Source organism: Photorhabdus akhurstii (assembly GCF_019090985.1).
Classification (GTDB): domain Bacteria; phylum Pseudomonadota; class Gammaproteobacteria; order Enterobacterales; family Enterobacteriaceae; genus Photorhabdus; species Photorhabdus akhurstii.
Window position 1 is genome coordinate 2,196,888 of sequence record NZ_CP020335.1, and the last position, 25,643, is coordinate 2,222,530.

At 44.0% G+C, this 25,643-nt stretch carries 19 protein-coding genes and 2 pseudogenes; 17 read left to right on the forward strand and 4 right to left on the reverse strand.

The features are described from left to right. Window positions 1-451: 451 nt before the first annotated feature. The 4 genes from B0X70_RS09540 to B0X70_RS09555 all read left to right on the forward strand — a co-directional run bounded on the left by B0X70_RS09540 (window position 452) and on the right by B0X70_RS09555 (window position 6,908). Window positions 452-2,449, forward strand: a complete 1,998-nt coding sequence (locus B0X70_RS09540; protein ID WP_217471380.1) for a dehydrogenase E1 component subunit alpha/beta — start codon at window positions 452-454, stop codon at window positions 2,447-2,449. Window positions 2,450-2,458: 9 nt separating this feature from the next. Continuing rightward, entirely contained in the window at window positions 2,459-4,021 is a 1,563-nt protein-coding gene (locus B0X70_RS09545) for a biotin/lipoyl-containing protein (protein ID WP_217471381.1), read from the forward strand. Beyond that, on the forward strand, window positions 4,014-5,864 hold the full coding sequence (locus tag B0X70_RS09550; protein ID WP_217471382.1) for a type I polyketide synthase: 1,851 nt from the start codon (window positions 4,014-4,016) through the stop codon (window positions 5,862-5,864). Before B0X70_RS09545 ends, B0X70_RS09550 begins: the two co-directional genes overlap by 8 nt. Window positions 5,865-6,485: 621 nt before the next feature. After that, window positions 6,486-6,908: a cupin domain-containing protein gene (locus B0X70_RS09555; RefSeq protein ID WP_217471383.1), complete on the forward strand. Its 423-nt coding sequence runs from the start codon at window positions 6,486-6,488 to the stop codon at window positions 6,906-6,908. Window positions 6,909-7,298: 390 nt separating this feature from the next. Here B0X70_RS09555 and B0X70_RS25105 read toward each other — a convergent pair. Then, window positions 7,299-7,470, reverse strand: a pseudogene (locus B0X70_RS25105) (IS982 family transposase); the annotation flags it as partial. 87 nt (window positions 7,471-7,557) lie between these two features. Here B0X70_RS25105 and B0X70_RS09560 point away from each other — a divergent pair. Next, window positions 7,558-7,725, forward strand: a pseudogene (locus B0X70_RS09560) (DUF4160 domain-containing protein); the annotation flags it as partial. 5 nt (window positions 7,726-7,730) lie between these two features. After that, window positions 7,731-7,982, forward strand: a complete 252-nt coding sequence (locus B0X70_RS09565) for a DUF2442 domain-containing protein (RefSeq protein ID WP_046397162.1) — start codon at window positions 7,731-7,733, stop codon at window positions 7,980-7,982. Between the two features lie 266 nt (window positions 7,983-8,248). On the opposite strand, the gene B0X70_RS09570 is transcribed toward B0X70_RS09565, so the two are convergent. The 3 genes from B0X70_RS09570 to B0X70_RS09580 form a co-directional block, all read right to left on the reverse strand. Further along, window positions 8,249-8,707 carry a DUF6392 family protein gene (locus B0X70_RS09570; protein WP_046397163.1) on the reverse strand — a complete coding sequence of 153 codons (459 nt, stop codon included), beginning with the start codon at window positions 8,705-8,707 and terminating at the stop codon, window positions 8,249-8,251. 107 nt (window positions 8,708-8,814) lie between these two features. Further along, window positions 8,815-9,282 (reverse strand): DUF6392 family protein, encoded by a 468-nt coding sequence (locus B0X70_RS09575; protein ID WP_046397165.1) that lies wholly within the window; start codon window positions 9,280-9,282, stop codon window positions 8,815-8,817. Next, window positions 9,279-10,946 (reverse strand): S-type pyocin domain-containing protein, encoded by a 1,668-nt coding sequence (locus B0X70_RS09580; protein ID WP_217471385.1) that lies wholly within the window; start codon window positions 10,944-10,946, stop codon window positions 9,279-9,281. Before B0X70_RS09580 ends, B0X70_RS09575 begins: the two co-directional genes overlap by 4 nt. Before the next feature lie 305 nt (window positions 10,947-11,251). On the opposite strand from B0X70_RS09580, the gene flhB reads away from it, so the two are divergent. The 11 genes from flhB (at window position 11,252) to B0X70_RS09635 (ending at window position 25,599) form a co-directional block, all read left to right on the forward strand. Further along, window positions 11,252-12,403, forward strand: a complete 1,152-nt coding sequence (flhB, locus tag B0X70_RS09585; RefSeq protein WP_036807372.1) for a flagellar biosynthesis protein FlhB — start codon at window positions 11,252-11,254, stop codon at window positions 12,401-12,403. Further along, the gene (flhA, locus tag B0X70_RS09590) at window positions 12,396-14,477 is read left to right on the forward strand and encodes a flagellar biosynthesis protein FlhA (protein ID WP_217471386.1); all 2,082 of its coding nucleotides are present in this window, start codon (window positions 12,396-12,398) and stop codon (window positions 14,475-14,477) included. The genes flhB and flhA overlap by 8 nt, the downstream gene beginning before the upstream one ends. 368 nt (window positions 14,478-14,845) lie before the next feature. Next, window positions 14,846-15,211 carry a hypothetical protein gene (locus tag B0X70_RS09595; protein WP_040152400.1) on the forward strand — a complete coding sequence of 122 codons (366 nt, stop codon included), beginning with the start codon at window positions 14,846-14,848 and terminating at the stop codon, window positions 15,209-15,211. A 375-nt stretch (window positions 15,212-15,586) separates the two neighbouring features. Then, complete coding sequence (locus B0X70_RS09600) at window positions 15,587-16,006, forward strand: hypothetical protein (protein ID WP_105399066.1); 420 nt, start codon at window positions 15,587-15,589, stop codon at window positions 16,004-16,006. Between the two features lie 820 nt (window positions 16,007-16,826). Beyond that, entirely contained in the window at window positions 16,827-17,270 is a 444-nt protein-coding gene (locus tag B0X70_RS09605) for a hypothetical protein (RefSeq protein WP_217471387.1), read from the forward strand. 180 nt (window positions 17,271-17,450) lie between these two features. Further along, entirely contained in the window at window positions 17,451-19,019 is a 1,569-nt protein-coding gene (locus tag B0X70_RS09610; protein ID WP_217471388.1) for a WD40 repeat domain-containing protein, read from the forward strand. Between the two features lie 18 nt (window positions 19,020-19,037). After that, a complete protein-coding gene (locus B0X70_RS09615) occupies window positions 19,038-19,481 on the forward strand; it encodes a hypothetical protein (protein WP_217471389.1) in 444 nt (147 codons plus the stop codon). A gap of 32 nt (window positions 19,482-19,513) precedes the next feature. After that, window positions 19,514-20,977 carry a hypothetical protein gene (locus B0X70_RS09620; RefSeq protein ID WP_181150200.1) on the forward strand — a complete coding sequence of 488 codons (1,464 nt, stop codon included), beginning with the start codon at window positions 19,514-19,516 and terminating at the stop codon, window positions 20,975-20,977. A 68-nt stretch (window positions 20,978-21,045) separates the two neighbouring features. Beyond that, entirely contained in the window at window positions 21,046-22,539 is a 1,494-nt protein-coding gene (locus B0X70_RS09625; protein ID WP_217471390.1) for a hypothetical protein, read from the forward strand. Between the two features lie 72 nt (window positions 22,540-22,611). Then, entirely contained in the window at window positions 22,612-24,087 is a 1,476-nt protein-coding gene (locus tag B0X70_RS09630) for a WD40 repeat domain-containing protein (protein ID WP_040152413.1), read from the forward strand. A gap of 48 nt (window positions 24,088-24,135) precedes the next feature. Then, on the forward strand, window positions 24,136-25,599 hold the full coding sequence (locus B0X70_RS09635; RefSeq protein ID WP_110087455.1) for a hypothetical protein: 1,464 nt from the start codon (window positions 24,136-24,138) through the stop codon (window positions 25,597-25,599). Window positions 25,600-25,643: the final 44 nt, after the last annotated feature.

The window sequence follows — 25,643 nt, forward strand, 5'->3', positions numbered from 1 at the left end:
TCATCGGTTGGAGTTTTTTAAATGGTGTCACATTATGTTCAGGACAATGCTAAAAATTTAGGGAATACCATGACAGCCGGAACCATTTATGGTTATGGAGATAATTTTTCCCCCCATGTTAGGTGTATATACCCTATGGATTTCAAGATGCATCGCGACGGCAAGGGAGCGAATCCCCGGGAGCATAGCAAACTATGTGACCGGGGTGAGTGAATGCAGCCAACAAAGAGGCAACTTGAAAGATGACGGGTATAAACGTAATTAAAAATTGTGACCGTATACCTCTATCTTTTGCAATTCGTGTAGGCAATAACCCTACGTTCGCTTCTTTTATCGGGATCTATAGTCTCTCAAGTAATCATGAACGGGACTACCCCGTGTTCGCTTTTTTATCAAGCATTAAGCGCAATAACGACAACTACCACGTTAACTATTTGTGAGGAAAAAGAGAGTGATAGACGTACAGATCAATGAAGTACCTCTTAAGGAACACAGCCCTTCAATGGATAACTGTCTGGATGAACAAAAGTTACTTTATGACATGCTGCTGTCACGGGAATTTGATAATCGTAGTGCGATAGTCACACGACAAGGCCGAGCTTGGTTCCATGTATCGGCTGCTGGACATGAAGGGCTGGCAGTACTGCCGCAGCTTATGGAAAAGAATGATGTGCTGGTTCCTTACTATCGTGATCGGGCATTAGTATTAGCGCGTGGTATGTCTATTACTGAAATGACAAGGGAGCTGATGGGAAAGGGCACTTCTCACTCAGCCGGCCGCACCATGTCGAATCATTTTTGTTCCAAAGAGCATAATATCTTCTCGGTAGTCAGCCTGACGGGAACCCAATGTATTCCTGCGGCTGGCGCTGCTTGGGCAAGCGCGTTGGACAATAAAAATGGGCTTGTCGTGTGCGGTGTCGGCGATGCGGCGACCCGGCAGGGAGAATTTTATGAAGCGGTCAGCTTTGCGGTTGAAAGGCGTTTGCCAGTCGTTTTTGTGGTTTCCGATAATAAATTGGGTATTAGTACCTCAACGGAGAAGATGGCTCCGTATCGATTGGGAATATTTAACGAGTGTTGGATTCGCCGTGTTGATGCCCGCAAGCCGGAAACTTTGTTTCCTGTCGCACAAGAGGTATTCAATAAGGCGCGATTTGAGCGAACGCCTTGCATATTGGTTTGTCGTATGGATCGGTTGGATTCTCATTCCAATTCAGATTCTCACAAACTGTACCGTACCCAAGATGAACTGGAAACACTACAGGACCCTATTGAAAATTATGTCGCCTATTTAAAAGAAAAGGGGGCGATTACTGAGCAAGCGTTGGCTGAACAAAAAGAGCGCATTAGAGCTGATGTCGCGGAAATATTTGAGCGTGTTTATCACGAGGAAGAGCCTGATCCGGCAAGTGTCAGTACCTATTTGTGTAATCGTGAAAGCGCTCCTGTTGTATATGCTGAGATGGAAGCCGAAGAGACGCAGTTTAAAGCGGTGAATCAGGTCTTGGACGAGGCGTTGAGCCAGAATCCGAAAGTGCTGATATTTGGTGAGGATATTGAAGACCCTAAAGGGGGTGTTTTTGGTTTCACCCGTGGCTTATCCACTCGCTATCCTGATCGCGTTATGAATGCTCCCCTTTCAGAAGCCACGATTATTGGCTCATCTGTTGGGTTATCCGCCTGTGGTTGGCGTCCGATTGTCGAACTGCAATTTATTGACTTTGTTGGGTTAGGTCTCAATCAGTTACAGTCGCAACTTGGCACTTTAAGTTGGAGAACGGTAGGAAAATGGCGCTGTCCGGTGGTGATATATGCGCCTTATGGCGCTTATCTCCCAGGAGGCGGTATATGGCACAGCCAAAGCTCGGACGGTATCCTGGCGCATATTCCCGGTATTAATGTTATGGTGCCAACGACACCGGCTGATACCGTCGCATTGTTCCGTACCGCGTTAAGTCTGGACATGCCGAGTCTGATCTTGATTCCTAAACACCTTATGAGAGAGCGCCATGAGCGTCGGTTGGTGACGCCTGTGTCGCTTGGGCAGGCAAATATCGTCAGGGCAGGAAAGGATATTACACTGGTTGCTTGGGGAAATACTATTCAGCTTGCGACGATGGCGGCTCTTCAAGCGGAAAAAGACAATATTGACATTGAAGTGATTGAATTGCGTAGTCTGGTACCTTGGGATAAACAACGGATTGCGGAATCTTTGCGCAAAACCGGGCGGCTTATCGTTGTGCAAGAGGATACCCGGACGGCCAGTGTTGGGGCATCTATTATTGCTGATCTTTTGGATGAGAATGACAATTTCTTCTCTTTACTGGCCCCTCCGCGCCTGGTGACGCGTGAAGATATTCATATTCCTTTTAATCCTTGTTTAGAGAAAGCTGTTTTACCCGGCACGGATGACATTTTAGCTTCCGTCTATGCGGTAATGAGCTAAGGAGAACTTATGGCACAGTTGTTTATTCCCCCGATGGGAGAAGGAACCACGGAAGTCGTCATCATCCAGTTACTTAAGCAGGTGGGAGATCATGTCAAGCGTGATGAGCCTGTTTATGAAATGGAGACGGATAAGGCTGCCTTTACCATTGAGTCTGATGTTGAAGGGATCTTGGAAAAATGGTTGGCTGCGGAAAATGATATTATCCCTGTTGGAGCGCCTATTGCAGTCATCAGGGCCGTCGGTGAGGCGGCAGAGCCTTCCCCGGTCAGTGAAGAGTTAACGCCTCCGCCGGAGAAAGTGGAGAGAGTGGAGGAAGTAGAAAAAGTAGAGCAAGTAGAGGCTGTTCCTGAGGTATCTGCTCCTCCTGCGCGTATTCCGCCAAAAACCCGTCAATACGCACAAGAACACCAAATTGAGCCGCGCATTCTTAATCAACTGGCGGAAAAATATGGCACATTATTGCCAAGCCATATAGATGATTACCTTCAACAGCACCGCGAAACTAAGATATCAGAAGAAACCAGGCCATCAGAAAAAAGCAATGCAGAAGATAGCAATGTCGGTTTTCTGTCAAGAGATCAGCAGCGTCTTAATCGTGCAATACGGCTGAATAGTGCTGCCGTACAGCCGTGCTGGGCAGCTAAACCCTTATCGATTGAACTTGTTGATAACGCCATTCATCATTTAACGGAGACTTCCGGGCAGCAAGAGTGGATAACGCCATTTCAGGTCATCACTTATGCGATTTCTCAGGCATTGAAAAAATTCCCAATGTTGCGTTCAAGACCGCTTGATCAAGAGCGCTATCACACTTATACGGATATCAACCTGGGTATTGCTTTTCTGGATGAAAAAGGCGATTTGAGTTCATTAAAGGTACCGAAAACACAGACAATGGACTTTTTTGAGTTCAGACAGCATCTAAATAGCGTACTTGATCCAGATGCGGAAAAACTGCCTGTCGATGTTGATGTTCCTATGATGGTCTCATATACCGGCAACGATGGCGCCACCTTTGCCGTACCGGTTATTGTGCCGCCTTCCCAGTCAACATTGTTCATTGGCGCTCCTCACAACAAAGAGATGAACCTCGTTCTGGCATTTAATCACTATCTGCTTAATGGGGTAGAGGCGTCTGAGTTTCTGACTGAGATTATTGCTCAGGTTCGTACTCTGTCTGGATCACGATCGGTTGCGCATCAGATAGAAGTTAAACCGGTTAAATCGATTGCCGGGCAGTTACGTACGCTGCTGGCGGATTTCCTAAATTGGGATGAAGATTTTACTGAATCAATGATGCAGCGCACTTGGGCTGATTTAGGTATTGATTCGCTCAAGGCAGTCAAACTTGCAGAGCGGATGTCAGTGCATTTTCGTCGAAAATTATCGCCAACGCTGTTCTGGCGTTATAGCTCGCCACATCGATTGATTGAATATCTTGACACAGCCAAAACTGAACTGACTGAGAATAAACATTCCTTAGATGACTTTATTAATGCAATGCGAGGTCTTGATGGCGAAGCAGCATTAAGGTTACAGCGCCTCATAGAAGGAGGAAAGCATGGATAATTTGCACCACATATATCATTCGCTTAGCCCGGATGAACAACGGATAGCTAAATCTGCCTTGTTGGAACATTTAAGTTCCATTACTCCCTCAGTAAGTAGTGTGGGTGATACGAAACAGATGCCTGTTGCTATTGTGGGCATGGCTTTCCGACTTCCTGGGGCGGAAGATTCACCGGAACAAATGTGGGAGATCTTAAGAGCCGGACACAGTGTAATAAAAGAGATTCCAGAGCAGCGGTTTGCATCTGGAAAACCTTACGTCATTCCATTGCCGAAAAAAGCCTTAAAAGCCGGGTTGCTTGAGAGTATTGATGGTTTTGATGCGCCATTCTTTGGCATTTCCCCACGAGTCGCGGCTATGATGGACCCGCAACAGAGAATGCTGTTGGAGCTGACCTGGCAAGCGATCGAAGATAGTGGTGCTAATCCGCTTGGCTATTCAGGATCAAAGACGGGTGTTTTTATTGGCTCGTGCAGTAATGATTATCGTGAACTGGTTGCGGCTGATATGGCGATGGCAAATGCTTATGCAACGCCAGGGACACTGAATTGCCTGCTGGCTAACAGATTGTCATTTTATTACAACTTTATTGGTCCGAGTTTACAAATTGATACTGCGTGTTCAAGTGGATTGACAGCACTGACGCTCGCGGTGAATTCATTGCGTTCTGGGGAGTGCCAACAGGCGATAGTTGGCAGTGTTAACCTATTGAGCAACACATTCAACATGGCTGCTTATTACCGGGCGGGAATGTTATCTAAAGATGGTTGTTGCAGGGTTTTTGACGCAGATGCTAATGGTTTTGTCCGTGGTGAAGGGGCCGTGTGTCTGTTCTTGAAAACGCAAAAACAGGCATTAGAGGATCGAGATCCTATTTATGGATACGTTCGGGCATCGGCGGTCAATCATGGCGGGCGTGCTAATTCACTGACTTCACCTAATCCTGAACAGCAAATTGCGTTGGTCAAGGATTGCTTGCAACAGGCTGGCGTCTCTGCGGAGCAAATCAGTTACCTTGAAGCACATGGAACAGGAACCTCATTGGGTGATCCCATAGAGTTCAATGCGCTTAATGAGATCTTTAATCGCGATGAATCAAGAGAAACGCTACAACCTTGTTATATCGGCTCAGTAAAAGCCAACATTGGGCATTTAGAAGGTGCTGCGGGGTTAGCAGGTATCGTTAAAGTTTTATTAATGTTGCAGCATAAATCCATTGTGCCTTGTGCCGCGTTTCAGCGCTTGAACCCTGAAATTGATAGTGTGGATTCGCGCTTACAACTGGCGACAGAGGAAAATCCTTGGCGGGTAGGGGCAGGGCAAAAGCGTTTCGCTGGACTCAGCTCTTTCGGATTGGGTGGCAGCAATTCCCACGTCATTCTGGAGGAGGCGCCAACGCAAGCGCCGCAACAGATTAAAGCCAATTTGGAGGGGTATTATTATCCCATTTCGGCTAATAGCCAGGCATCGTCACAAAAAATGGTGGCTATGCTAGGGGATTTTATTGAGAACGATGAAAACATTGAGCTGCCAGCGGTTAGCTGGACATTACAGTTTGGTAGGGCAGCGTTACCCCATCGGGCGCTGTTTGTTGCCACATCACGTCAGGATCTGCTGAGGCAGCTACGGGATTTTGCTTCGTCTACGTCAACTAAAGAAGATCAATGGCTTCATATGGCAGAGGACGACTCTCGATTCTTATGGTTACAAGGTCAGGATGTAGATTGGCGTACCTGTTGGCCTTCCGGGCAGAAACCGTTGCGTATTCGGTTGCCCAAATATGCTTTTGAACATCGGCATTACTGGTTACCGCACAATGAAACTGTGGTTGCAAAACAGTAGGCAGTGAAGCGGAACAGAAAAACCAGAGAACATAGTGGAAACCCCACAATCTCGAAAGAGGTTGTGGGGTTTGTTTTGTTTGTCTTATGTTCCGATTTGCATTGAAAGAGGAGCCTCGGCGGATTTGGCTAAGAAATTAGTATTTAATTAAAACGATGCTCAAGCAGTTAAAGGGTATTTTTATAATGAATATTTTAGTTGCTGTACTAAAATAAAGAAATTGCGTTTATACATCTTTAAAATAGTTATTTTTAGTGAGGGTTAAGGTTAATTTAATTAGTTTCATTATTGTCCTGGCTTAATAATGTAATTAACCTAATTTTTGGTTGGTATTATTTTAAACTTAGGTTATCTTCTACAAAGATATTTAAAATAATCGTTTTTCAGTGATTGTTATCACAAAGTGAATATTTGTAAAATACTACTATGGAATTACATATTTCTGTTTGATATATTGTTAATAACCAGTTGGTTTCTTTATCGATATAATTTGGTGATGATTGAAATTTTACTGGGAAATATTATTTATTTGATAGAGAGATAGTGTTATTTCAATTAATAAAGAGAGATGATAGTTACTTTAAAATAAAATCTTATTTATAGAGATAAAAGGAAAGTAATATGGAATTTATTAAAAATAGATTTTGTCACTGGAACGGTGAACATCTCGTTGTCGATACAATGGCTAGAAGTCATAAAATGGTAAACAGCATGGGAACGGGCGAGGGATTAGTTTCGTTTGATGGCTTTGGTGCTGATCTAATTCGTTTCAGCAAAGATGAAGGGATGCAGAATCATACTCACTTAGGGCATCATATCTTATTTGTACTATCAGGAACGGGTTATGTTATTTATGCGGGTGAAAAGCATGAAATAGAGCCTGGAGTTTGTTATTTTGTGAATGGACAAATAGATCACGCGATTAAAGCAACTAGCGATTTGGTTATGCTTGTTGTCGGTAATAATCATTGTGCGGTTGATTCGCGAGATAGGACGACGCTGGTGCCATATAGGGAAGGAACCCCAGAAGAATTAAAGGTTTAACTTGGGATAAATTGAATTAAACATGTGCTAGTGCTTGGTGAGTTGCGTGAATGCCATGATATTCTGCCAGAGATAAAGTATCTAAGATTATATTCATGAAGATAATTATAGATCAGGATAAGTAATTTGAGTGATAAAAGGATGATATAATATTTTTTCAATTAATATATATGAGCATCTCATGAAGGGGATCAGGTACTAGCCTATGAAATATGAAATTTACTGAAAATAAAATGGAGGAATATATTAGAGATAATGTTTTTTGTAATGATAAAGATGGAAATGACTATTGAAATTATTTTAATCTAATATTTAAATTGGAAAATAATTTCAATGAGTGGTAGTAATGAGTTTCGGAATGGGAAATAGCTTAAATAACCTGAGTTCTGGTTAAGCCGTTACTAACATATCCATTTCTAAGCAGGAAATATTCAGTGACTTTGTTCTCTTTGTGACAATAATTTATCTGTCCCTCTAACACATTTAACATTAATCCTTGCACACTACAGTGTCGTGAATGTTCTATCTGAGAAATATTGGGTATCCGTATTTGGGGATTGATGAACCAACTAAAGGGATTCCCTTTCTCGATATTTATATCCCGTATTTAATAGTTGAGTAGTGTCAATCTCAGTGCTACGGTGAATATGAGGCTATTATCTCAATTGAAACTTTGGAGGTTATGGAAGGCTCATTGCCCAAACGAGCAAAGGCTATGGTCATCGAATGGGCGGTTGAGCACAGGCAGGATCTGCTGAATGACTGGCAACTGGCTGAACAGCATCAGCCTCTCAACAAGATTGAACCGCTGAAGTGATTATCATGCGCAGAGTAACGAAAGTGGAAATAAAGCCAGAATACACCTTGGCGGTGACGTTCGATGATGGCACCTATGGAGAAGTGTGCATCGCAGATCGGTTGTTCGGACCCATGTTCGAGCCACTGAAAGAGCAGAAATTCTTTGCCCAAGCGCGTGTTGATGAGTGTGGCGCAGTGTGCTGGCCGAATGATGCTGATCTGGCGCCCGACGCACTCTATAAAAAGCTCAAATCCCACTTAAGGGAGAATATATGATTGAACTGTTTGCATTGCTTGCGTTTGGATATTGGTAAAAGCGAGCGTTTTAGTTATTTTCTAGAAGGTATTGATGGACTTACTAAAATACAATTTGCGGATGAAAAATGGCGAGCATAGTTTGAGGGGAGGGTGCTTTTTTTCTGCCCAAAATTTAATTGCTTATTCCATTTTTGATTGAGTCAATTCAAATTCACTTTCAGTTTAATTTTTTAAACTATTAATTAATGCATTGACTCTTAAGAAAAATCTCCTCTTTATATTGACTACCAACACACTTCTGAAGTAGGTAGGAATGTCACTGATTTGACTTGCTCACGTAAATCATAAGAAATTCTCATACTGATTTTGTCTGTAAAACGATATAAATCTATCCAACCAAATTGCCTCTTTAAAATTTCCCTTGGTGGTATTGATTTAATCGGAGCCCCTAAATTTTTTTCAATCCACCTTCTATCCATAGAAGGTTTTAATGGTGATGGTAATTCACTTGGAAATATAAAAGAAGTTTTATCTTCTCTAAGTAGCCTTAATGTAATTTCATTTAGTATCTTACTACTCCGTTCAAATGATAAGAAAATCCCCTCTTTCACCATATCAATATGAATATCAGGATCACCTGGAAAACTACTCGGCTTATTCTTATAAGGAATTAATCCTTCACTATAGATTTCCTGATAAGTTCTACCTAAACTATTAATTAATGCTTCAATGTTAATCGCCATTATTTATATAACCTCTTTTCTTAATTAAGCCAATTCATCTTCAATTTAACCTTTTAAGTTGTTGATTAATGAATTGGCTCTTCAAGAAAAACCACTTCTTTTATTGATTACCAACGTACTTCTGAGGTGGGTAGAAATGTCACTTCTTTAACGCGCTCTAATAGATCATAATCAACTTGCATGTTAGTTGGTATACGAAAATCTAGTATCGTGTACAAATCAACCCATCCAAACTCTTCTTTCATTATCACTTTTGGTTCTTTTGACTTTTCAGGCAATCCGAATTGTTCATGGATCCACTGACGTGACATATGTGAGATCAGCGGTGATGGTAACTCATTTGGAAATGTATATGATGGTTTATCACTATCTAGTAGAGTAAGTGTCACATCAAATAAAATTTTATCCTTCCGTTTAAAAGCAAGATAAACACCTTCTTTAACCATATCTAGAGATATATATTCAGTGCCAAAATTTCCTGTTGGCTTGGTTTTATAGGGAATGAGTCCCGCATCAAAGACTTCCTGATACGTTTTCCCCAAACTGTTTATTAATGATTCTATATTTACTGTCATTTGTATAACCTCTGTTCCTGATTTAGTTTATGCATTTTTACTCTAGCTTCTTCGAGTTGACGTTCTGTTGCACCATATTCCTGTAATGCTGGCATTATCGTATTAAAATCTCGATCGACAGCTCCCCGTAAGTCACTGGCATCCTGTCGTATTTGCTCAGGGGTATTACGTCCCCCATAGGTCGCACTGAGTTTTCTATGGACATCAGCAGGAATAATTATGGCTGCTACATTTTTTGATAATCTTTCCAGTTGCTTGGGTTTCAGTTCTGGATAAAGGTTTTTCCAGTAAGCCTGAACCGCAGCAGCCGAAGGCATATGATCTGCATGTGTTCCATTCCTTAGTCTCCCAGTAAAGTTTCTATATAAATCCACTTCAAACAATTTCACCGGCGGCTTACTCAAATACACATACACCGGTGGCATATTTGGGATGGGGAGTATCAGAATATAATCCCGAAAATCCTTCTCTTCCGGCATTGGCAACGATTCAATATCGCTGCCGACTTTATCCGGGATCGGCAATACGGTTATCTGCGACGGAATAAATGGCTGTTCCTCATTCCCGGTATGGGGTGGAACTTTGAATTCCTGCTCGTTTGGTGTCCATAAAATCGTTGGCCGGTGTTCTCCTGGTTCCCAGAACTCATAATTACCGGTGGCCGGATTCAGTTTCATCATATGAACCGGCACTTTATCCAGACCACTTTCCGGGCTGACGTGATACCCCTGAACTGTCATCCTGCCGCTTTCTTCATCTCTGATCCAGCGAAAACGGACACGGGTCGGTGCTTTACCATACTGACTGGCAATTTCACTAAGATGATATTCGTTTAAGTAATCCTCCTCACCTTCATTTAGTCCCGATGAATAAAACAGCCCCATTAGTCCGACTGTCAATGGATTCGGCGCCGCCAGCCAGCGCCCGGCACTGCTAGTGCCACCGCCAATGTAACGCATCACCAGCGTTTCGCCATCCGCCACCGCGCTGCGAGTCGTTGCAGCTACAGCAGTCGCAGCGGCTTCGGCCTTATCTTTGCTGTCGCTAAACCACCGTTTATACCAAGGTAACTTTTTATCCTGCGGCTTATCCTGTTCTGGTGGGTGTTTCTTGCCTTGCGGAGGCTGTTCAGGCTTTGGTTCCGTGACTGGCGCGGGTGATGATTGAACCTGATATATCGCCATCCTACCGAAATTATTTGCCGGTTCTGTTTCTGTACCGGCATCGGTACAGCCTTTGCCTCGCTGACGAGATTTGGCAAATACCGGGATCGGTGGAGGAGGTGCCTGTGTCACCGGTGGAGGCGTGTGCTGAACTGTTGTCGCTTCCTTCACCGGTGACGAGAAGTTCTGCGCTGTCATATGAGCAGGTTGTTGACGAGGTTGTTCCTGCTTCTCGTAGCTGTCCATAACCGAGTTAATAAACCTGGCCCGACAAGGGCAGGTACTCACACTGTCCAGTGTGCCGGCTAATCGTTGCCCCATATCAAACATGTCGGATATGCCGCCGACAATCGTGTAAGTGCCGGGATGTTTACCACAGGTAACTTTATCCCCTTCACGCGCAGTTGCTCGCCCGTTAAATGTCATGGTGTGATCACCAGTAATAATCTGTCCGCCGCAGGTGGTTTTGTCACCAACGAGCAGGTAATACCCTATTGCCATCTGCTTCACTTCCCCTTTGACTAACCACATTAATCTTTTGTTTAACTAAAATAATTATCGTATCGTTACAACTTAAAAGGTAATAATTGATCAGTAATGCAATATATTTGAGTTAAAGAGATATAGAAAAGTTCAGAAATTAATGAAAATAAAATCGAATTTTTTGCGGCTAGCTCTATCCCGCAAATACCCGGTCAAATTTCTCATTGTTCCAGCCATCGGATTTTTTCTCTTTTGTCATGCTAACCGCTATTTGATTCCATATTTTCTGAGCGATAGCGTTTAGGAATCTGACAAGGAAAGCCGTGGCCGAAGATAGCGATCTTGAGAAAACAGAAGAACCCACGCCCCATAAGCGGGAAAAAGCTCGAAAAGAGGGGCAGATAGCCCGCTCCAGAGAGCTGAGTTCTATATTGATGTTGACCAGTGGCCTAAGTTTGCTCTGGATGAGTGGTCAGTCCATGACGCATGAATTGTCGTTGATGGTGTTTGAAGGGTTTAACTTTGATCACAGTATGGTCAGCAATGATAAACAGATGGTTCAACAGATTGGCAGGTTGCTGCAACAGGCTGTTTTGGCTTTGTTGCCGGTTTTTGCTGGATTAGTGTTAGTTGCATTAAGTGCCCCGGCGCTATTGGGTGGATTAGTGTTCAGTACCAAATCCATCAAATTTGATGCGAAAAAATTAAATCCCATTTCTGGCCTGAAACGTATTTTCTCAATGAATGCGTTAGCGGAATTATTCAAAGCACTACTTAAAGCGGGATTTGTCGGCATTGGCGCCGCTCTGTTTCTTTGGATGAATTGGCCCGACATGTTGAGGCTGATAGCTCAACCGCCACTGTTGGCGCTGGATGATGCTATGCAAATGCTGATCTTCGCCGGTTATGTGGTTGTTTTCATGTTGATACCGATGGTGGCTTTTGATGTTGTTTACCAGATATACAGCCATTTGAAAAAACTGAGAATGACCCGGCAGGAAATAAAGGATGAATTTAAAGAACAAGAGGGGGACCCACATGTTAAAGCGCGTATCCGTCAGCAACAACGGGCGGCTGCCCGTCAGCGTATGATGGCGGATGTACCGAAAGCGGATGTGATTATCACCAACCCAACTCACTATGCTGTTGCGTTGAAATATGACGAAAAAGCGATGAGTGCGCCAAAAGTATTGGCGAAAGGGGCGGGGCTAATTGCTTTACGTATTAAGGAAATAGGTACAGAGAACCGCATTCCATTACTTGAGGCGCCGCCGCTTGCCAGAGCACTTTATCGTCACAGTGAAGTCGGCGGGCATATTCCCGCGACACTTTATGCAGCCGTCGCGGAAGTCATTGCCTGGGTCTATCAACTGAAACGTTGGAAACGGGAAGGCGGCTTGAAGCCGAAGAAACCTGAAAATCTGCCAGTGCCGCCAGCACTGGATTTTGCTGGAGAAAATAATCGTCATGGCTAATCTGGCCTCTATACTTCGTTTACCGGGCAATATGAAAGGCTCGCAATGGCAAATGCTTGCCGGGCCGGTATTGATCCTCTTGATTTTGTCGATGATGGTATTGCCATTGCCGCCATTCATGCTTGATTTGCTGTTTACATTTAACATAGCACTATCAATCATGGTATTGCTGGTGGCGATGTTTACCCGGCGTACGCTGGATTTTGCCGCATTTCCGACCATTTTGCTGTTCTCCACGTTATTACGCTTATCTCTTAACGTAGCTTCAACCCGTATCATTCTATTGGAAGGGCATACTGGCTCTGCGGCGGCGGGGCGCGTTGTAGAAGCATTTGGTCACTTTCTGGTTGGTGGCAATTTCGCTATCGGGATTGTGGTATTTATCATTTTGGTATTGATTAACTTTATGGTCATTACTAAAGGTGCAGGGCGAATTGCTGAAGTGGGCGCCCGTTTTGTGCTAGATGGCATGCCAGGTAAACAAATGGCAATTGATGCCGATTTAAATGCCGGATTAATTGGTGAAGACGAAGCGAAGAAACGCCGGGCGGAAGTGACCCAAGAATCGGATTTTTATGGTTCGATGGATGGCGCCAGTAAGTTTGTGCGCGGCGACGCGATTGCGGGATTGATGATCTTAGTTATCAACGTCGTTGGCGGCTTAATTGTTGGTGTGGCCCAACATGGTATGAGTCTGGGGGATGCGGGAGAAGCGTATACCCTGTTAACCATTGGTGATGGTCTGGTTGCCCAGTTACCGGCTCTCATTATTTCGACTGCGGCCGGTGTGATTGTTACCCGTGTAGCAACGGATCAGGATGTTGGTCAGCAGATGGTGACTCAACTGTTCAACAATCCCAGAGTAATGATGTTGAGTGCCGGTGTTCTCGGATTATTGGGTATGGTACCGGGAATGCCAAACTTTGTTTTCTTGTTATTTACTGTGGCGTTGGCAGGTCTTGGCTGGTATCTATATCGCCGTACTGATACGCCGACGATAAATACAGAGAAACCAAAAATAGAAGAGCAACAACAGGCATCGGAGGCTTCATGGTCTGATGTTCAGCTTGAAGATCCTTTGGGTATGGAAGTGGGATATCGTCTGATCCCGATGGTTGATTTTCGGCAGAATGGTGAGTTATTGGGGCGAATCAGCGGCATTCGTAAGAAATTTGCCCAAGAGATGGGATACTTACCGCCGGTTGTTCATATCCGAGACAACCTTGAACTGGCTCCGGCGGGCTACCGTATTCTGATGAAAGGGGTAGAAATTGGTCGCGGTGAAGCGCATCCGGGGCGCTGGCTGGCGATTAATCCCGGTGGAGCCGTAGGGGAATTGCAAGGTGATATCACGAAAGATCCCGCTTTTGGCCTGTCTGCGGTTTGGATTGATGACAGCCTCAGAGAACAAGCTCAGGTTCAGGGATACACGGTGGTTGCCGCCAGTACGGTGGTTGCGACCCATATGAATCACCTGTTGACGCAATATGCGAATGAGTTATTTGGTCGTCAGGAAGCGCAACAACTGTTTGAGCGAGTCAGTCAGGAGATGCCGAAACTGACGGAAGACTTTATTCCTGATGTTGTTAATCTGACAACCTTGCATAAGGTGCTGCAAAATCTGTTGTCCGAACAAGTACCCATCCGGGATATGCGGACGATTATTGAAACTTTGGCTGAACATGCGCCAGGGCAAACTGATCCCTATGAATTGACATCTTTGGTTAGAATCGCGCTTGGCCGAGCAATAGCTCAGCAGTGGTTCCCCGGTGCGCAGGAAATTCAGGTAATCGGATTGGATGCTGGCCTTGAACGTTTGTTAATTCAGGCGTTACAAAATGGCGGAGGTCTGGAACCGGGATTGGCGGATAACTTACAACGACAGGCGACGGAAGCACTACAACGTCAGGAAATGCTGGGCGCGCCTCCGGTACTGTTGGTTAATCATGCATTACGCCCGCTGTTGTCGCGTTTCTTGCGTAGAACTTTGCCTCAATTAGTGGTTTTATCTAATCTTGAAATCAGTGATAACCGTCAAATTCGTATGACAGCGACCATTGGTGGTAACGGGTAGTTGTATCAATAGAATTAATTGTGGGTCATTTAAAAAATGGCCCACTTATAATCATCTTCCAATATTAATAGTCATTTTTAATCATTAAAATGAATAATATCAATGCCGGGTTCCCCTAGTTTAATATTAGCTTAATTATGACAGAGGCAAAATTAGAAGTGGATAAATAGGCTTAATAAAATAATTAACTAAAATCTCATTGTGATAATTATCACTTTTCTAATCATTATTAATTGATTTTTATGGTCTCCTTCTGATTGAGTTAAGTTATCAGTATTTTCCTTATTTTAATATAGATGAACGGATATTGCATAGGTAATATCTAGCAGAAGTTTGGCAAAGTTAATTAATATGAATAAGGGGTTGTTATGATAAATAAAAAAGTGAGTGTTCTTGCAGGATTGTTTTTATCTTTAATTGCTGGAACAGGAGTAGCAGCTGAAAAAGCATCGGCTGATAAAATAGAGCAGGAAGCTGTTCCAGGCGATTTTACTTGTTTAAAATACCTGCCTGCTGACGGTGATTATACAGGAAAATTAGTTTATGCTTTTTCTGTAGATAACTGGGGTTATAATTGGTATTGGTTTGTGAGCTTAAACTCGGATGATTCGGGATGTGTAGGGATTGATAAAACCAGTGTAAGACATGATAATATTGCTTATGACGCCTTTGCTCAAAGTAAGATTTTAAAAATTAGAGTCAGTAAAAATCGTATAACAGGAATAGCTCAGTAATTTTATTCACTATTATTGATGATTTTATTTAAAATACTTTATCGCTAAACCAGTGCATTAATTGTGCTGGTTTTACGCTATGTTGATATAAATAATGGATATAATCTATATTTTATTTATTTCCAATATGCCTTTTACTTCAAATTAATAAATGATGATTTTATATCCTGGCTGATATTAAAAAATTTTCTAAATAGCTCAAAAACAGATCAAATCATACGGAGTGAGAATAATAAATAACGGGCTAAATAGTCGAATGTTGAATAAAAGAATGATAAAGGAAAGATAAAAAATAATACACAAAATTGGGTGACGAAAAAGGAAAATTCAGTAATATCGGATGCCCTAAACAATTCAAAAGGATGAGAGTTAAATATGTATAAAAATATGTTAAATCCCGTAACATTAAGAAAAACAGCAAACGGACCTCAACTAAAAGGAAATGAGGGGACATATGACACATCAATATTAAAAGGCAGCCCTGTAGGACGAAGAGATATTGGGAATTCCGTACCACTACCCGCTCAGGCAGAAGTTTTTCAAAAAGTTGTTGACGAAAAAATAGCAAACTTCAAAACAAAGGGAAATCCAATATCAATTGTTGTCTGGCATAATAGTCGGACAGGGCTTACCCATATCATGGATGGTCAACATCGATTTATTGCTGCATGTATACTTGGAGTACCGGTTAATTTGACATGGAAAAAGTTCGGTATACCGCCTAATCAGATAGATTGGGGTGGTACAAAATTCTCAGATGGAATACCAGCCAAAACCAAGATATTTGGGAAATGATCGATTAATTTCATGTGTATTAAGCGCAACTTGAGCTGATACAGCACCTTGAAAAATTGAGAGTTACCGGTTTTGGTATAGATTTAAAATCTTAAATAAAACGTCAGGTAACTCTCAGACTTCATATTACCAGTCCTATTATCAAATATATAAATCAGGAAGATGAACTCTATTTTTATATTTTGTTAATTTTAAATCTCTATATTTTTAATTCTTTATAATTATCTATAAATTTCTCCATTTAAATGGGTTGTTGATTATATTAAAAAATCAGTTTTAATTATTGTATTTGGTTTAATCTGTAAAATATTTTTATTATGTAGCAATGAAATAGCCTGGCATAAATATGTAACATTTATAAGTGCCATTGATTATTATGTTTGCTCTAATAGAATCCTTGGTTGATTAGTTTAAATCTAATTGAATTAAAATAGTTATTGCGATACCAGTGGGATATTGTTTAAACGATACTTTTTTATGTGAGATTTTTAAAAAAAAGTAATTAAAATTTTATTAAATGGCTGGCAAAAATTCACTTTTATATAATGCTTAAATATATCTGATTGTTTCACACGAAAAACGAATAACGTAGTCAAGTTGAATATTAAATAAGTGTTATCGGAAGCGAGTCTGCCGAGGGCAGTTTCAGTTATACCCTATGGATTTCAAGTTGCATCGCGACGGCAAGGGAGTGAATCCCCGGGAGCATAGCAAACTATGTGACCGGGGTGAGCGAGTGCAGCCAACAAAGAGGCAGCTTGAAAGATGACGGGTATATAACACATAACCAAGGTCTGACATTATTAATAGGGGGAACATTATGTCCACCGAACCGCCGTTATATCAAGAAGATATTGTCGTGATACATGTTGCCACACCCAGTGATTTGGCGAAGTTTGCCGATCAATCACTCTTCTGGAATGAAAAAACCTATGAACAGATGAAAACTGCGGAAGTGTTGTTTACACCCGCGGGAGAAACTCCACCTGGTCTGGGCGTTAAACATGTCGCTACACCCGATAATTTGGCGAAATTTGTCGATGAAGAAGGTTACTGGAATGAGAAAACCTACAAACAGATGGAAGCTGTGAGGGTGTTGTTTATACCAGCAGAGAAAATACGTGGTGTGGGGATTAAACATGTTGCCACGCCCGACGATTTGGCGAAGTTTGCCGATAAAGAACTCTTCTGGAGTAAGAAAGACTACGAACAGTTAAAAGCCGCAGAGGTGCTGTTTGTACCCAGAGAAGGAATGCCCGGTTAGGGGGGTAAATATATCGCCACGCCAGACGATTCGGCAAAATTTACCGATAAAGCGGCCAATTAGAATGAAGAGAAACATTAAGAGGGGGATAAAGCCAGAATATTGTTTATCTCGAAAATAAAAGAATAGAACGGCGTGTAACAATGTTAATTTATTTGTCATTCTGCATTGGAGGTATTAATGGCTCACAACAAGATATTTACATTCAGCGAGAATAAGTTGTTGGATAAAGAGGAAGTTAAATCCTGGTTTAAATTATATTCCATGCCGAAAAGTGAAAATTATACTCAATTGGTGCAAATAGCGGCGGAAGGTCGGCGTTTAGCTGGGCTGGACCCAGGTCAGATCGATAATAATCCAGGGGCAGGATTTAACCGGGATCTAGATGAAGTGAATTTACTCTTAGTGAATCCCGGTGATGGGGTGCATATCGGAGAAGACCGTGAAATTGCTGTCAATATTGATAAGAACAGCGGCTTACAGTTTATTAATGGCGAATTGGGGTTACGTCCCGACTTTAAATTGTCGCTGGAATTGTTTGAGAGTTTTACGGAAGAACAACAAAGAGAACTTTACCGTTGGCTGATCCATGCTGGGGAGATGGCAGCGAGTACAGTGCAGTTGCCCGCATTTGACTTGCCGGCCAACGGTGACAATAAAAACCTTGGTTCTGTTGTCAGTGTCAGCGGCGATGGGAAAACTATCGCGCTTAGTGGGGCAGAAGGAAAGGAACCCGTATATCTATTTTCTTATACCGATAACGGTTGGCGGCAGCAATTCGCTGATTACGTTAGTGGTTATGGCGGCAGAGCGCTCAGCCTGAGCAGAGACGGTAATGTTCTCGCGGTGGGCATTGATAACCGCAACAGTGATGGCGGGCATGGTTCAGTGTTTATTTATCGCAAATTGTCAAATGGCGCGTGGGAGAAATCGGCCAAACTTTGGCTTAGTGAGGCGAACGTTCAGCAGCATTTCGGTTGTTCTGTGAGCCTGAGCGCAGATGGCACCCTATTAGCAGTAGGTGCTTATGGCTGGGGATCGGGTTCACTGACTAATTGTGGCGCAGTGTATCTTTATCAGTATGACGGGAAGAAATGGTCACAGCTTGGTGAGCGTCTGACCTTAGCTTCTCCGGCACAGGGCGATATGTTTGGCGTCAAACTGAGCTTGAGTGCCGATGGTTCAACCTTAGCAGTGGCGGCAACAGGGCGTAATGGTAATGGTGAAGTGACGGTATTTCATCGTCACGGGGAATATTGGCAGCCGCGACCGCCACTCAATTCGCTGACTTCGCCTTTAACCATCAGCAATGACAGTTTTGGCGCCAGTCTTAGCCTGAGCGATAGCGGCGATATTTTAGCGGTAGGGTGTCCGGGAGAGAAGAATAATGTTGGTGCGGTCTATTTGTACCAGCGTTACCGTAATGCATGGCAAGCTATGGGGATACTGAGAGAAGCGGTGACTGCCGGGGAAAGGTTTGGCAGCGAACTCTCTTTAAGTGGCGACGGTCAGATACTGGTGGTGTCAACACCTGTTGGTAAAGATAACACAGGTGTGCAAACCGGTGCAGGATGGTGGTTTAGCTATCAGGATGAACAATGGATTATGCAGGGCAGATTACTGGCAGTGGATGGGGAATTAAACCATAAATTTGGCGCCGGCATTTGTCTTAGCGGTGACGGCAATACGTTAGCGATTGGCGCCAGTGGCTGGAAGAGTGGAGAAGGGAAAGTTTACCTTTACGACTAGCTGAATGAGGAAAAAACGATGGCAAAAGAGATAACAGATGAAACGGTTAGCCAGCTTAGTGCTCACTTCGCCCCTGGCAAGATCCCGACTGAGGCGGCATTTTATTCACTGATTGACTGGGCCATGTTGTGGCGACAGCTTTTTGGTTGGCGGGATAGTGATCAAACTTATCATCCGGGAGTTGGGTTGCAGGTTATCGACAACCGTTTGGCGGTTAAGGTTGGTGATGGCATCTCGTTGGAACCGAAAGGGCTTGCGTTAAAGCTACAGCTCGATGGGGGATTGATGTTAGATAAATCTGGGGTGTTGTCGGTGGATGGGACTGTAGCGGTTTCGGCCCAAGCTTTTAAATTGCTTCCTGAGGAGACGCAGAAACAAATTGCCAAGTTGTTATTGAATGCGGGCACAGGAGGTAGAAAACAGATGACAGATGACAGAGAACAGAAGACAGAGAATAGATGACGGTGACTGTCTAATACGGCTTTTGAGGACATATTATGACGGATAAAGAAATTAGTTCTGTTGATTCATTGAAAGCGAGTTTTAAGTCCGGTGTTCCGCCCGCGCCTGAAGCCTTTTTCCATTTGATTGATGAGGCATATAAGGCATATGAAATCATTGATGGCGGTAAAGGGAATAGCCCGACCGCAGGGTTGGAACGAGATGACAACGGAAAACTGGCCCTCAACACGCATCATTTTGGTGGGTTGAACCTTGATCTGAGGGCTTTGGCCCTATCACTGAAGCCAAACGGTGGATTCTCTTTTGATGGAGGAAGGCGTCTGAAATTGGATGCCGAACGGCGGGTTCAGTTTGCGGATTTTTTCAGTTTATCGCGCTGGGAGCGGATGGAGATCACGCAGTTGTTGGGTATTAAACGTGCGATGATGGCGCGTATGGTTTCTCCTTCCCCTAAAGCGAATGAACATTTTGGCACTTCTGTGAGCCTGAACGCGGCGGGAGACTGCTTAGCGGTTGGGATGAATAATAAAGTCTGTGTATATACGGGCCGGAAGGGGGAGTGGAATATAAGTGCTCCTGCTGTGTTTGAGGATGATCAAGCTCAATCTCGTAGTTATTGGGATGTCAGTTTGAATGCGGAAGGAGATTGCCTGGCGGTGGGATACCTGGTGGAATACTACATGGATGCTAAAAAAGTGAGGGCTTGTGTATATACGCGCACGAATGGCGTCTGGGATACCAAAAATCCCATAGTGTTTCCGATGGAAGATCAAAATGCATACTCTATTAGTGCGAATGTCTGCTTGAGCGCCGCAGGAGACTGTCTGGTGGTGGGCGGCGTCTCCAGGTCCTATATATATACCCGCACGAACGGGATTTGGGATACAGAAAACCCCTTTCATTTATCTTACTTTACCACGGCTTGTCTGAGTGCCTCGGGAAACTGTCTGGCGGGGTATATTTCCAACATAGTTTATGTGTATACCCGCACGAATGGGGTTTGGGATAGAGAAAATCCCATTAAGTTCATTGCCTCTAAAGATAACTCATCCAGTTTTAATCGGATTTTTAGCCTAAATGCAGAGGGAGATCGTCTGGCGGTGGGGGTAGATTATGATGTCCCCACTAAGGGGAAGGTTTATCTGTATACGCGCACGAATGGGATCTGGGATACAGAGAGTCCCATTAAGTTTTCGGCTCCTGCAAGTGACGTAACGTATTTTGGCAGCGCTATAAAACTGAATGATGTAGGAAACCATCTGGTAGTGGGAGCGGCTTCCAGGGTGTATGTGTATACCTGTCTAAATAATCAGTGGAATATGGAAACACCTATCGAGATTTTGAACCCCTCAGGCAATTCGGACAATTTAAATGGTTTCGGTAAGGCTGTCAGTTTGAATCGGTGGGAGACGAGTTTGGCGGTTGGTGCAGTTTCAGCCGAGGTTGGTTCTGTGTCTGAAGCTGGTGCAGTCTATGTCTTTGAGAATGTCAAATAGAAGGAAGACAGAGGACAGAAAACAGAGAACAGATGACGGCGACTGTTTAATACGGCTTTTGAGGAAATATGATGACTGATAAAGAAATTAGTACCGTTGACTCATTGAAAGCGAGTTTTAAGTCCGGTGTTCCGCCCGCGCCGGAAGCATTTTTCCATTTGATTGATGAGGCGTATAAGGCATACGAAATCATTGATGGCAGTAAGGGGGATAGCCCAGCCGCAGGGTTGAAACGAGATGATAAAGGAAAACTGGCTCTCAACACTCACCTTTCTGGCGGGTTAAACCTTGAACAGGGGGCTTTGGCTCTATCACTGAAGCCAGAAGGTGGATTCTCTTTTGATGGAGGAAGGCGTCTGAAATTGGATGCCGATCGGCAGGTTCAGTTTGCCGATTTTTTCAGTTTATCGCGGCGGGAGCGGATGGAGATCACGCAGTTGTTGGGTTTTAAACGTGTCATGATGGCGCGTATGGTTTCTCCTTCCCCTAAAGAGAATGAACGCTTTGGCACTTCTATTAGCCTGAACGTGGCGGGAGACTGCTTAGCGGTTGGGATGGATAATAAAGTCTGTGTATATACGGGCCGGAAGGGTGGGTGGAATATAAGTGCGCCCACTGTGTTTGAGGATGATGAAGCTCAATATCGTAGTTTTTCATGGGATGTCAGTTTGAATGCGGCGGGAGATTGCCTGGCGGTGGGATATTTAATTGACGCTCGAAAAGCGAAGGTTTGTGTGTATACGCGCACGAATGGCGTCTGGGATACCAAAAGTCCCATTGTGTTTCTGATGGAAGAGCAATATAGAGACTCTGGGGGTGTGAATGTCAGCTTGAGCACCACAGGAGATTGCCTGGCGGTGGGGGGCGACTCTTCTTTTGCCTATATATACACACGCACGAATGGGATCTGGGATAGAGAAAACTTCATTAAGTTGGTTATCTCGTCTGACTTGTTTACCAGGGTTTGTCTGAGTGCCTCGGGAAACTGCCTGGCGGTGTATAGCGCCGATTATTCTTATTATCCTCAAGTCAATACAGTTTATGTGTATACCCGCACGAATGGAGTTTGGGATACAAAAAAACCCGTTAAGCTCATTGCCTCTAAAAATCGTTCACTCAATCTTAATTGGATTTTTAGCCTAAATGCAGAGGGAGATCGTCTGGCGGTGGGGGTAGATTATGATATCCCCACTAAGGGGAAGGTTTATCTGTATACGCGCACGAATGGGATCTGGGATACAAAAAGTCCCATTAAGTTTTCGGCTCCTGCAAGTGACGTAACGTATTTTGGCAGCGCTATCAAACTGAATGATGTGGGAAACCGTCTGGTCGTGGGGGCGGCTTCCCGGGTGTATGTGTATACCTGTCTAAATAATCAGTGGAATATGGAAACACCTATCGAGATTTTGGACCCTTCAGGTAATTCAGACAATTTAAATGGTTTCGGTAAGGCTGTCAGTTTGAATAGGTGGGAGACAAGTTTGGCTGTTAGTGCAGTTTCAGCCAAGGTTGGTTCTGTATCTGAAGCCGGTGCAGTCTATGTCTTTGAGAATGTCAAATAGAAGACGGAGGACAGAAAGCAGAGAACAGAGAACGGATGGCAGCGACTGTTTAATACAGCTTTCGAGGAAATTATGATAACTGATAAAGAAATTAGTACTGTGGACTCATTGAAAGCGAGTTTTAAATCTGGTGTGCGGCTCATGCCGGAAGCCTTTTCCCATTTGATTGATGAAGCATATAAAACATATGAAATCATTGATGGCGCTCAGGGTGATGGCCCAACCGCGGGGCTGAAACGAGATGACAAAGGAAAACTGACCCTCAACACTCAGCATTCTGGCGGGTTAAACTCTAATCAGGGTGCTTTGGCCTTATCACTGAAACCAGAAGGGGGACTCTTTTTTGATGGCGGAGGATATCTGAAATTGGATGCCGATCGGCAGGTTCAATTTGCGGATTTTTTCAGTTTATCGCGGCGAGGGCGGATGGAGATCACGCAGGTGTTGGGTTTGAAGCGCACCATGATAACGCGAATTGTTTCTCCCTTCCCCAAAGAGAATGAGCGCTTTGGCACTTCTGTTAGCCTGAACGCAGCAGGAGACTGTTTAGCGGTTGGGATGAACAATAAAGTCTGTGTGTATACGCGTCGAAAGAGTGGTGAGTGGAATACAAGCAAGCCTATTGTACTTGAGGCTTATGCGACAGAATATTATCTCTCTTCATGGGATGTCAGTCTGGATGCGGAGGGAGATTGTTTGGCTTTGGGAAACAGTTCGCCCTCTGTGGTTCGTGTATATACGCGCACGAATGGCGTCTGGGATACAAAAAATCCCATTGTGTTTCCGCGGGTTGCCCAATACTTTGGTATGAATGTCAGCTTGAGCGCCGCAGGAGACTGTCTGGTGGCTGGGGGAACATACTACTCTCAGTTCCTTATATTTATGCGCAGGAATGGGATCTGGGATACAGAAAACCCCATTCAGCTTCCGATTCCTACGGGTTCTTATGATTTTGGCGGGATGGCCCGCCTGAGTGCCTCGGGAAATTGTCTGGCGGTGTATGGTTATTCAAGCACGATTTATGTGTATACACGTACGAATGGGATCTGGGATGGAGAAAACCCTATTAGGTTCAGGGTCCCTGAAGGTGAATTACGTGGTTTTACCAGGGTTTTTAGCCTGAATGCAGAAGGAGATCGTCTGGCTGTGGGGGGAGATACGGATTATTATAACCCTACTGATGGGAAGGTTTATCTGTATACGCGCACAAATGGGATCTGGGATACAGAAAATCCCATTAAGTTTTCGGCTCCTGCAAGTGATGTAACGTATTTTGGACGCGCTATCGAACTGAATGATGCGGGATATCGTCTGGCAGTGGGGGCGGCTTCCAGGGTGTATGTTTATACCTGTCTAAATGATCAGTGGAATATAGAAACACCTATCGAGATTTTGGACCCTTCAGGTAATTCAGACAATTTAGATAGTTTTGGCGGGGTTGTCGGCCTGAATAAGGCGGGGACGAGTTTGGCGGTTGGTGTAATTTCAATGAAGGTTGGCTCTGCGTCTGAAGCCAGTGCAGTTTATATCTTTGAGAATGTCAAATGATGTCCATACAGAAGACAGTGACTGTCTAATACGGCTTTTGAGGAAAATATGATGACTGATAAAGAAATCAATATCGTTGACTCAATGAAAGCGAATTTTAAATCTGGTGTGCGGCTTATGCCTGAAGCCTTTTCCCATTTGATTGATGAGGCATATAAGGCATATGAAATTATTGATGGCGCTCAGGGTGATAACCTAACCACAGGACTGAAACGAGATGGCAAAGGAAAACTGACCCTCAACACCCAGCATTCTGGCGGGTTGAATTCTAATCAAGGCGCTTTGGCCTTATCACTGAAACCAGAGGGGGGACTCTCTTTTGCTGGGGGAGGATATCTGAAATTGGATGCCGCTCGGCAGATTCAGTTTGCGGATTTTTTCAGTTTATCGCGGGGAGCACGGATGGAGATCACGCAGTTGTTGGGTTTGAAACGTACTCTGATAACGCGCATTGTTTCTCCTTCCCCCATAGAGGATGAGTACTTTGGTAGCTCTGTTAGCCTGAACGCGGCGGGAGACTGCTTAGCGGTTGGGTCGAATCGTAAAGTCTATGTGTATACGCGCCGGAAGAGTGGTGAGTGGAATATAAGCAAGCCGATTGTGTTTGAGGATACTGAACCTGGATATGTTCTATCTTCATGGCGTGTTGGTCTGGATGCGGCGGGAGATTGTCTGGCGTTGGGAGAGATATGGCAAGAAGTGGTTCATGTATATACACGCACGAAAGGCGTTTGGGATACAAAGCATCCCATTGTGTTTTCGCGGGTTGCTGTAAAATTTGGTGAGAATGTCAGCTTGAACGCCGCAGGAGACTGTCTGGTGGCTGGGGGCCAATACTCCTCTCCGTTCCGTATGTTTATACGCACGAATGGGATCTGGGATACAAAAAAAACCATTCTGTTTCCGGCCCCTTCGGATGCTTATGAGTTTGGCGCGATTGCCCACCTGAGTGCTGCGGGAAACCGTCTGGCGGTGTGTGATGATTACATTTCCGCGATTTATGTGTATACACGCACAAATGGGATTTGGGATACAGAAAACCCCATTAAGTTCCGTCGCCCTGATCATGAATCATCTAATTTTAGCAGGGTTTTTAGCCTGAATTCAGAGGGAGATCGTTTGGCGGTGGGTACGAAATTTTATGGACTCTCTGATGGGACGGTTTATCTGTATACGTGCACGAATGGGATCTGGGATAGAGAAAATCCCATTAAGTTTTCGGCTCCTGCAAGTGACGTAACGTATTTTGGCCGCGCTCTCGAACTGAATGATGCAGGAGATCGCTTGGTAGTGGGGGCGTATTCCAGGGTATATGTGTATACCTGCCTAAATGATAAGTGGAATATGGAAACACCTATGGAGATTTTGAATCCTTCAGACAATTTAAGTGGTTTTGGTGGGGCTGTCGGCCTGAATAAGGCGGGGACGAGTTTGGTTGTTGGCGCAGGTCCAGTCAAGCTTGGTTCTGAGTCCGAAGCCGGTGCAGTCTACATCTTTGAAAATGTCAAATGATGCCCATACAGAAGACAGATGACGGTGACTGTCTAATACGGCTT